Here is a 7,523-nt window from a genome sequence, read left to right as displayed (position 1 = left end):
GGGCTACCCAGGTTGGGAGAATCAGGGGTAAGGGGGTCTTGGGCACGGGCCGGGGGGGTGTCGTATTGCTTGGCTTGGTCTAAGGGAAGAGGCTGGGCACAGGCCCCCAGCAGGGTCAAAACTAGGGTCCATGCGCCGACACGTACAATAGAGTTCATCCTGATGCCTCGGGTTTATCCGAATTCTAAAGTGATTACTCAGGTCCGGTCTTCTCTCAATGGGCCTACCTTAGTTACCCTGACCCGACTTTTAGCGGTACCAGGTTTGTTCTGGTTGCTGAGTCTACCGGGGGACGAAGTGCGGGTCTGGGCGGCGGGGTTGTTTCTCGTCGCGGCGGCAACGGATTGGTTGGATGGCTACCTCGCCCGTCGTCTCAATCAGGTCACGGAACTGGGAAAATTCCTTGATCCGCTAGTGGATAAGCTGTTGGTTTTGGCCCCCCTGCTGATCTTGGTCGGCTTCAACGAAGTTCCGGCTTGGGGCGTGTTTCTGATTCTGTTGCGGGAGTTGGCGATTGCTGGCTGGCGGGTGCAACAACCAACAGTCACGGGAGCAAATTGGGCCGGGAAACTCAAGACTGTCGTCCAAGTGGTTGCGGTGACGGCATTACTCTTGAAGTTGCCCTTTGCTCTGGCCCTATTCTGGGCCGCTGTCATCCTTACGCTCTGGTCGGGTTGGAATTATCTTAAATAGCCGTCCTGCCACTGGTCTAGGAGTTCGCGCAGGGCTTGGGCAAAGGCTCCATCGCTGAAATTCAACCCGAAAGTTCCTACCGTCGGGTTGGATAGGGGGGCGGTCTCATCTAGGTACTGGCGGGGGGTGGGTCCCAGCGGGGTTTCGGGCGGGAGAGCCTGGACGGTGAAGGTACTCTCGACGAGCCACCACCGACCCCGGGCCTGGGCGAAACTCACCTGCCGTTCAATCAAGAGCATCTGGAGGACCGGGGGTTTAAAAAGGGGCCAGCGTTCAATCATCCGCACCTGCAGGGTCTTTTCAGACTGTAACTTGGGTTGCCCCAGGAAGACGACGCGACTCGCGAGGCGGGTACGGCGGTAAGCCCGGTTCACCGTCGGGAGTAACTGGTTTCTCAATAAAGGTAGGAAATCGGTCAGGGGCCGGGGCTGCGCTAAGACTGGAGCTGCGACCAAAAGACCCAGGCAGGACCGCCGCCTCACAGCCAAAGGCTCATCATTGCCCCGCGCCATCCACTGAACCCAAGGGCGGTGAAGCCATTTGCTGGGCGGGGACGAGCAAAAGTCCGTACCCCGCCGCTTCGCAGAACTCGATAATCTCAGCGGGGTTGAAGGACTCACACCAAGGCGTACTGAGTTCTTTTTGAATAAGGGCACGGGCATAGGTCCGGGCGGTGAATTCGTTCTCAAAAGCTAGGACTAAATCCTGGTCCTCAATCCGTAAGGTATAGATCGTTTCAGACTGGTCATGACGGTCTAGTAGAACGTAGACCGCCCTGGGTAAATCCTTAGTTTGCAGAAGACGGGCGGACTGGGCGAGGGGTCCAGCTAGGGCACCCTTACGCACAAGCAAGGCATCCCGCGCCTGGGTCAACTGGCGGAGGTGTTCGACCCAAACGGGTCCTTGGTGGTCAGCAAATAGCTGTTGGTAGTGCTGAAATAACGCTGCTCGGATCGCATGACTGTCGGCAGTGGCGGGCAACTGTAGGATGGCGAGAGCTTCCTGGCGATTCATCATGACACCTCAATCCAATACTATCCGCAGCAGTCTGCTCTACAGGATGGATTGTTTATTAAGGCTCACTAGAGACATCACGTTACTTAAACAGGACTTACGCACAGCCTATGGCCCCTAAGGAAGAAATAGCCATCACACTTTGCATCAGAACAAACAAAGCCTGTCGCAGCTAGAGTTAGCCGCTGGCTGGCACTTTGGCCTTACTGGTTATGGCTTCTCCCCGTTAAAAAACCGCTGTGAGCCGTATCTTGAACCCCATGCGGGTTTAAAGGGGCAAGGTGCCACACTATGGGTAACCGGTGCTTGGCAAGAAGTCTACGCCAGGGTTCTGACGATACATCGGCTATCATCACCCGTCGCTTTGCGTAAGTCCTGAAGACTACTCAGCTAGCTAAAAAGCCCACTGGACTAGCCTCCATCACTAGACGACGAGTCCCAAACACTACCCATCTAGCCAGCGGACCCGCAAACCCAGCGTAAATGCTCGACGCTAGGTCACTGGGGGTGCCTCTACCAAGCGTCCCGTCGCCCAGCGCATCTGCGACCACTCCCCGCAGCAACGCCACCTCCGCACTAGTCAACTGAGCGCGACTGAAAATCCGGCGCAGCTTAGCGAGCCGCCGCGCTTGGGTATGGGGTTGGAGATAACCGATTTCTAGCAAGGTTCGCTGGCGTGGTCATAGGATCCCGCCAATTCACCTGCTGCTGCTAGCGCAGCCGTTGGGGTCGGATTGGAGGCATCGGCGCAGTCTGCATAAACTTGTCAAAGAAAGGCTAAACTACGGTTACATCCTGAGGTGAGGCAAAACCTCTAGATTAAGGAACGTGCGGAATGATCAGAAAATCACTACTTGAATGCGGTTACAAGATGCACAGGCATCACCGACTCACAGCACTACTTCATGGTGCTGCATCAATTGTGCAAATCCAACATTTTGCTGGGGATATTCCCCGCCTTAAACTTACCCCTCGCTCTGACCTCACTGCCCTCTGGGGCGATTGGCAAGCTGTGGGTAGGGACGTAACTAAGGCTTACCACAGTCAATAAACCACCTAGCGTCTTGCCCTAGACGTTAATTTTTTGAGTCCTATCATGATAAGAGACCCAGAAGATGCCAACGACATAATCAGGACTAATACAGAGCTTTCTTCCTCGGAGTCTGAAAATCCAGAAGTTTCTGACGTTGATTCAAAAAGGTCACTTCAAGCGACGTTTTACCGTAGCGGTCCATTGCCTGATGCCAACCAAATTCGTCAGTATGAGCAAATATATCCAGGCGCGGCGGAAAAAATCTTTAGGATGGCTGAAAAAGAGCAGGATCATCGCCAGTCCCTAGAAAAAGAAGTTCTGCAAATTAATAAAACCTCAGTTGTAGAGGAGATAAATCTAGCCAGAACAGGTCAATGGATGGCTTTTGGGTTGAACATAATTGTGCTGCTCTTTGGAGCCTTACTTTCATGGATGGGTAACGATGTCGGCATCACTATAATTTTCACAAGTATAATTGCTAATGCAGCAGTCTTTCTAGGTGAAAGAGCCGTGCGAGGTTTTATCAAACAAAAAGAAGCCAGGGAAGAGTCAGGGAAAGAGGGCGAAGAATAATCTGTAATTTTGTAGTATGTACTGTACCGAAAACTGGTAACAAAGACGAACACAAGAAATATTCAATTTTGTGTCACTGAATCGAGGCATCTTTGCATCGCGCCGTTGCCCAGCGCATTTGACGGACCACTCCCCGCAGCAACGCCACCTCCGCACTAGTCAACTGAGCGCGACTGAAAATCCGGCGCAGCTTAGCGAGCCGCCGCGCCTGGGTATGGGGTTGGAGATAACCGATTTCCAGTAAGAGTTCGCTGGCGTGGTCATAGAACCCCGCCAATTCACTCGCTGCTGCCAATGCAACCGTCGGGGTCGGCTCGGGCGGCGTGCGGTCCAATTCGTAACAACAGATCCCGACCGCTTGGGCGAGGTTTAAGGACGGGTAGGCCGGATGCGTGGGTAGGGTCAGCCAGCGTTGACACAAAGCCAACTCTTGATTACTGAGTCCCCGGTCCTCCGGCCCAAACACCAAAGCCCCCCGTCCGACTAACCAACCCAACGCCTGAGCCGGGTCCATCGCCACGGGGAGGTCACGGGTCCGCGCCGTCGTCCCCACCACCCGTTCCCGGTCAGCGAGAGCCTCGCCTAGGGTCGAGAAAAGCTGGGCCCCGCTCAAGACCTCCTGGGCATGGACCGCCATCAAGAGAGCCTCCGGGTCCTGGGGAGTGCAATGGGGAGCGACTAAGCGCAGGTCCGTCAGCCCAAAATTCTTCATCACCCGTGCTACGGCCCCGAGGTTAAGGGGACCGGCGGGTTCGACGAGGACAATGGCGGTCTCGGTGGACATCAGCGTTGCAGATAGCCCCGGCCCGTGGCGGGGTCGAGGATGACCTTGAAGTGACGGAGAAAGTTGTAACCCAACAGTCCATCACGCCCCTGTTCCCCGATGGCCCCGGTGATGACGGAGACCGCTAGGTTATTTACTGCCAAGTCGCCAAAAGCCAGGGTAGCGACCCGCACAATTTGCGCGTCCACGGTCCTACCGTCCGCCACCGTGTTCCGGCCTGTACCGACCACGGGTAGGGCCAGGGCCGAGACGATGCGCTGGGAAAGGGTGGTCTGAGTCGCGCCAGTGTCGAGGAGGAGGTTAACTGGGGTGCCGTTGACCGTGACCTGGACGGGGATGGACTGACGGCGGGGATTGTAGGGAAAGGAAGTCTGCTCCCGTTCACTGAGGGGTCCGCTGGCGGGGTCCTGGAAGGTGAGTTGGTTTGCCCCCGCGTCCAGGATGAAACGATAACGCCCCAGCACATCCACCCCCAACAGATTCTCCGCCGCCACCGTCGCCGCTACGAAGGGGATGGTGAAGGCCCCCAACTCTAGGTTCTGGAGCCGCACGACTTGCGTCGTCACCGTCCGCCCGTCGGCAACCCGGACCCGACTGTATTCGGGGGGGAGGTCATCGAGACCTAATTTTTTGAGGGTGGTTACGGTGATGGCACTCCGGCTGGCCCCGGTATCTACCAAAAAATTGACGGTCTGACCGTTAATGCGGACATTGACGCGGGCTTCAAAACTGCCGGGGATCAGGGGGACTTTGAGTTCGGTGGCCCCGACGGGGAGCAGGAACCCCGCGAGAATAAACCATTTCACAGTTCGTCTCCCTCGGGTCCGGTCCCGCCAAGGACGACCTGTCTCAGCGGTACATATTCCCGGGAGAGGGTCTGGAGGCTGTTGAGCAGGACATCTACGGCTAGCGCGTCCGCCGTCCCTAGGTCAAACCAGCAGCGGCCCCAGGTCTCCTCGAACTCCACTTCCCCCATGTTGTGCATCAAGGAAGGTAGCGGGTCCATCTGAGTCGGGTAATCCACTTCATCCAGGTCCTCCATCTCTGCATCCTGGAGCGGGGTGAAATTGGCATTGAAGCCGCCCAACAGACCCAGGGAGTACCAACTCTCAAACACTTGCTTGACGTATTGCTGCTCCTCCGCCGTGGGAGAGCGGAGGAATTCCAGTTGAATCAAAAAGCTACTCCAGTCCGCCGCCAAAATCTTGATTTCCATTAGCCCTCCATGACGACTTGGCTGAAATCCGCCAAGAGTCGGTATTGATTGCGTAAGACACCCAGTAGGTTCAACCGATTGACCCGTAACGGTTCGTCCTCAGTCATGACGAGGACCGCCACGAAGAACTCGCTGACAGGTTCCACACTGGCATGGATGTAGGCGACCAAGAGTTCATAATCCCGTGCGGCCTGGGCCGGGACAAAATCCTTAAGCAGGGTGAAGAGCCGCTGTTCGGCTGGTTCCTGAAATAGCGCGGGCTGGACCCAAGCCTGGGGACTGAGCGCGGTGGTTAGGAGGTTGGCCTGTCCTCCCAAACGAATCACCCGGTTCACAGTCTCATAAATTCGCGCCAAAACGCCCTCTTGCCGCAGCCGCTGGAGCAACTGCACTCGGTTCCAAATATCGGGTAGGTCTGGTTCCTGGGGCTGGTCGAGGGCGGGTTCGAGGACCGCATTCACCAAGTCGTAAGCCAACCCCTGCTCGACGAAATAACCGTGGAGTCGTTGTTTATAAAAACTCTTGAGGACGGCGGGCAGGGGTTGACCGTGTAGCCGGTACACTTCCGCCAAGATTGTCTGGAGGCTCAGGGGTAACTGGTTTTTCAGGATTAGTTGGATCAGCCCCAAGGTCGCCCGCCGTAATCCGAAAGGGTCCGAGGAACCCGTGGGGACTTGCCCAATCAAAAATAAACTCCCCACCAACTCCGCCCGCTCTGCCAAGGCCACGATGGTCCCGGTGCGCGTGGTCGGCAACAGGTCCCCAGCGAAACGGGGTAAATAATGTTCCTCAATCCCCAGACAAACCAGGGGGTCCTCGCCGTCGGCAGTGGCATAGTAGTAGCCCATCACGCCCTGGAGTTCAGGGAATTCTTTGACCATCTGGGTGGTTAGATCGGCTTTACAAAGTTGGGCCGTGCGTTCAACCAAGCTGGTTTCTTGGGCTGTATCGCCCAACTGCTGACTCAGGAACCGCGCTAGGGCGACAATCCGTTCCACCCGCTGGGCCACACTGCCCAACTGCTCCTGGAAGGTCACGGTCTTTAGGTTCGTGAGGAAAGCGGCGAGGGGTTGTTTGCGGTCCTCTTTATAAAAGAACCGGGCATCCCAGAGCCGCGCCCGGAGCACCCGGCTATTCCCCTGGGCAATCAATTCACCGTACTCGGGGTCGCCATTGCTGACACTGAGGAAATTAGGCAAGAGCTGGGTCGGCTGACCGGGCTGGTGGACCGGGAAGTAGCGTTGGTGGCTGGTCATCTCGGTCTTGATTACCGGCGGCGGCAGGGTCAAGAAGTCAGCTTCAAACTGCCCGGTGACCACCGTGGGCCATTCCACTAGGTAGTTCACCTCGTCGAGCAGGTCGGCGGGGATTTCGGGCTGGGCTTGGAGGGTCCGGGCGGCGGTCTGTAATTGGTTCTGGATCTGGATACGGCGGGTCTCGGGATTCACCCAAACGAAAGCAGCCCGTAGCTGTGCTTCGTAATCCCGCGCCCCGGTGAGAGTGAGGGTCCCCGGTGCCAGGACGCGGTGTCCGTAGCTCGTCCGGTCACTGGTCACGCCTTCGAGGGTAATGGGCAGGATTTCCGTACCCAAGAGACTCACCAACCAACGAATCGGACGGCTAAACCGGAGACTCCCCGCCCCCCAGCGCATTAACCGCTTCCCCTCTAGCCCCGTGATCCAACCGGGTACCAACGCCTGCAACACCGTGCCCACACTTTGACCGGGGATCGCCACTTGAGCAAAGACAAAATCCCCTTTCTCCGTGGTCTGGGTCTGCAAATCCGCCACCGCCACCCCTTTGGACCGAGCGAACCCGAGGAGAGCCTTAGTCGGGTTCCCGCCTTGGTCATAGGCATTGGCGACAGCAGGTCCTTTGACGGTTTCCACCCGGTCGGGCTGGGCGGGGGGTAAGTCGAGGATTAACAAGCTCAAACGGCGGGGGGTGGCCCAAAAGTGGTAGGTACTTCCCGTCAAGCCCTGTTCAGCCAAGGCACGAGGGATACGCTCCGCCCACTGGGGGAGAACCTGAGTCAAAAAACTGGCGGGTAACTCTTCGGTCCCCACCTCTAGGAGGTAGTCGAGCATTTCTAAAGTTTATCAGAGTAGGTGGAGCACTCCCGCCCCATACCCTGATGGGCAGCGGCTAGTGGAGACCAAGGCTAAGAAGCATCTATAGCAACCCTACAGAAATTGTAAAAAGAGTCATGG

General features: G+C 56.9%; 9 protein-coding genes. 2 read left to right on the top strand and 7 right to left on the bottom strand.

The features are described from left to right. Positions 1 to 162 precede the first annotated feature (162 nt). Complete coding sequence (pgsA, locus tag HFM78_RS13985) at positions 163 to 693, top strand: CDP-diacylglycerol--glycerol-3-phosphate 3-phosphatidyltransferase (RefSeq protein ID WP_287130067.1); 531 nt, start codon at positions 163 to 165, stop codon at positions 691 to 693. On the opposite strand, the gene HFM78_RS13980 is transcribed toward pgsA, so the two are convergent. From HFM78_RS13980 to HFM78_RS13970, 3 genes are all read right to left on the bottom strand, one after another. Next, the gene (locus HFM78_RS13980) at positions 681 to 1,205 is read right to left on the bottom strand and encodes a hypothetical protein (RefSeq protein ID WP_287130066.1); all 525 of its coding nucleotides are present in this window, start codon (positions 1,203 to 1,205) and stop codon (positions 681 to 683) included. The genes pgsA and HFM78_RS13980 overlap by 13 nt on opposite strands. Then, positions 1,189 to 1,710 carry a DUF3110 domain-containing protein gene (locus HFM78_RS13975; RefSeq protein WP_287130065.1) on the bottom strand — a complete coding sequence of 174 codons (522 nt, stop codon included), beginning with the start codon at positions 1,708 to 1,710 and terminating at the stop codon, positions 1,189 to 1,191. Before HFM78_RS13975 ends, HFM78_RS13980 begins: the two co-directional genes overlap by 17 nt. A gap of 383 nt (positions 1,711 to 2,093) precedes the next feature. Continuing rightward, positions 2,094 to 2,372, bottom strand: a complete 279-nt coding sequence (locus HFM78_RS13970) for a hypothetical protein (protein ID WP_287130064.1) — start codon at positions 2,370 to 2,372, stop codon at positions 2,094 to 2,096. 431 nt (positions 2,373 to 2,803) lie between these two features. On the opposite strand from HFM78_RS13970, the gene HFM78_RS13965 reads away from it, so the two are divergent. Then, the gene (locus HFM78_RS13965; RefSeq protein ID WP_287130063.1) at positions 2,804 to 3,313 is read left to right on the top strand and encodes a DUF2335 domain-containing protein; all 510 of its coding nucleotides are present in this window, start codon (positions 2,804 to 2,806) and stop codon (positions 3,311 to 3,313) included. A gap of 73 nt (positions 3,314 to 3,386) precedes the next feature. Here HFM78_RS13965 and HFM78_RS13960 read toward each other — a convergent pair whose 3' ends face one another. Genes HFM78_RS13960 through glyS form a run of 4 tightly spaced genes read right to left on the bottom strand, consistent with a single transcriptional unit; the run spans position 3,387 to position 7,400 of the window. Further along, positions 3,387 to 4,097, bottom strand: coding sequence for an RNA methyltransferase (locus HFM78_RS13960; protein ID WP_287130062.1), 711 nt, complete (start codon positions 4,095 to 4,097; stop codon positions 3,387 to 3,389). Continuing rightward, positions 4,097 to 4,903 carry a TIGR02281 family clan AA aspartic protease gene (locus HFM78_RS13955; RefSeq protein ID WP_287130061.1) on the bottom strand — a complete coding sequence of 269 codons (807 nt, stop codon included), beginning with the start codon at positions 4,901 to 4,903 and terminating at the stop codon, positions 4,097 to 4,099. Before HFM78_RS13955 ends, HFM78_RS13960 begins: the two co-directional genes overlap by 1 nt. Then, positions 4,900 to 5,313 carry a DUF3531 family protein gene (locus HFM78_RS13950; protein WP_287130060.1) on the bottom strand — a complete coding sequence of 138 codons (414 nt, stop codon included), beginning with the start codon at positions 5,311 to 5,313 and terminating at the stop codon, positions 4,900 to 4,902. Before HFM78_RS13950 ends, HFM78_RS13955 begins: the two co-directional genes overlap by 4 nt. After that, positions 5,313 to 7,400 carry a glycine--tRNA ligase subunit beta gene (gene glyS, locus HFM78_RS13945; protein WP_287130059.1) on the bottom strand — a complete coding sequence of 696 codons (2,088 nt, stop codon included), beginning with the start codon at positions 7,398 to 7,400 and terminating at the stop codon, positions 5,313 to 5,315. The genes HFM78_RS13950 and glyS overlap by 1 nt, the downstream gene beginning before the upstream one ends. Between the last annotated feature and the right edge of the window lie 123 nt (positions 7,401 to 7,523).

The sequence above is a fragment of the Candidatus Cyanaurora vandensis genome (genome assembly GCF_013285555.1).
In the GTDB taxonomy this organism is placed as follows: domain Bacteria; phylum Cyanobacteriota; class Cyanobacteriia; order Gloeobacterales; family Anthocerotibacteraceae; genus Cyanaurora; species Cyanaurora vandensis.
The sequence above is the reverse complement of the archived record's forward strand: the minus strand, read 5'-3'. Positions and strand labels throughout refer to the sequence as shown.

Coding starts and splice junctions, on each gene's coding strand:
- pgsA (WP_287130067.1), top strand. CDS start 163: ATGCCTCGGGTTTATCCGAATTCTAAAGTGATTACTCAGGTCCGGTCT.
- HFM78_RS13980 (WP_287130066.1), bottom strand. CDS start 1,205: ATGGCGCGGGGCAATGATGAGCCTTTGGCTGTGAGGCGGCGGTCCTGC.
- HFM78_RS13975 (WP_287130065.1), bottom strand. CDS start 1,710: ATGATGAATCGCCAGGAAGCTCTCGCCATCCTACAGTTGCCCGCCACT.
- HFM78_RS13965 (WP_287130063.1), top strand. CDS start 2,804: ATGATAAGAGACCCAGAAGATGCCAACGACATAATCAGGACTAATACA.
- HFM78_RS13960 (WP_287130062.1), bottom strand. CDS start 4,097: ATGTCCACCGAGACCGCCATTGTCCTCGTCGAACCCGCCGGTCCCCTT.
- HFM78_RS13950 (WP_287130060.1), bottom strand. CDS start 5,313: ATGGAAATCAAGATTTTGGCGGCGGACTGGAGTAGCTTTTTGATTCAA.
- glyS (WP_287130059.1), bottom strand. CDS start 7,400: ATGCTCGACTACCTCCTAGAGGTGGGGACCGAAGAGTTACCCGCCAGT.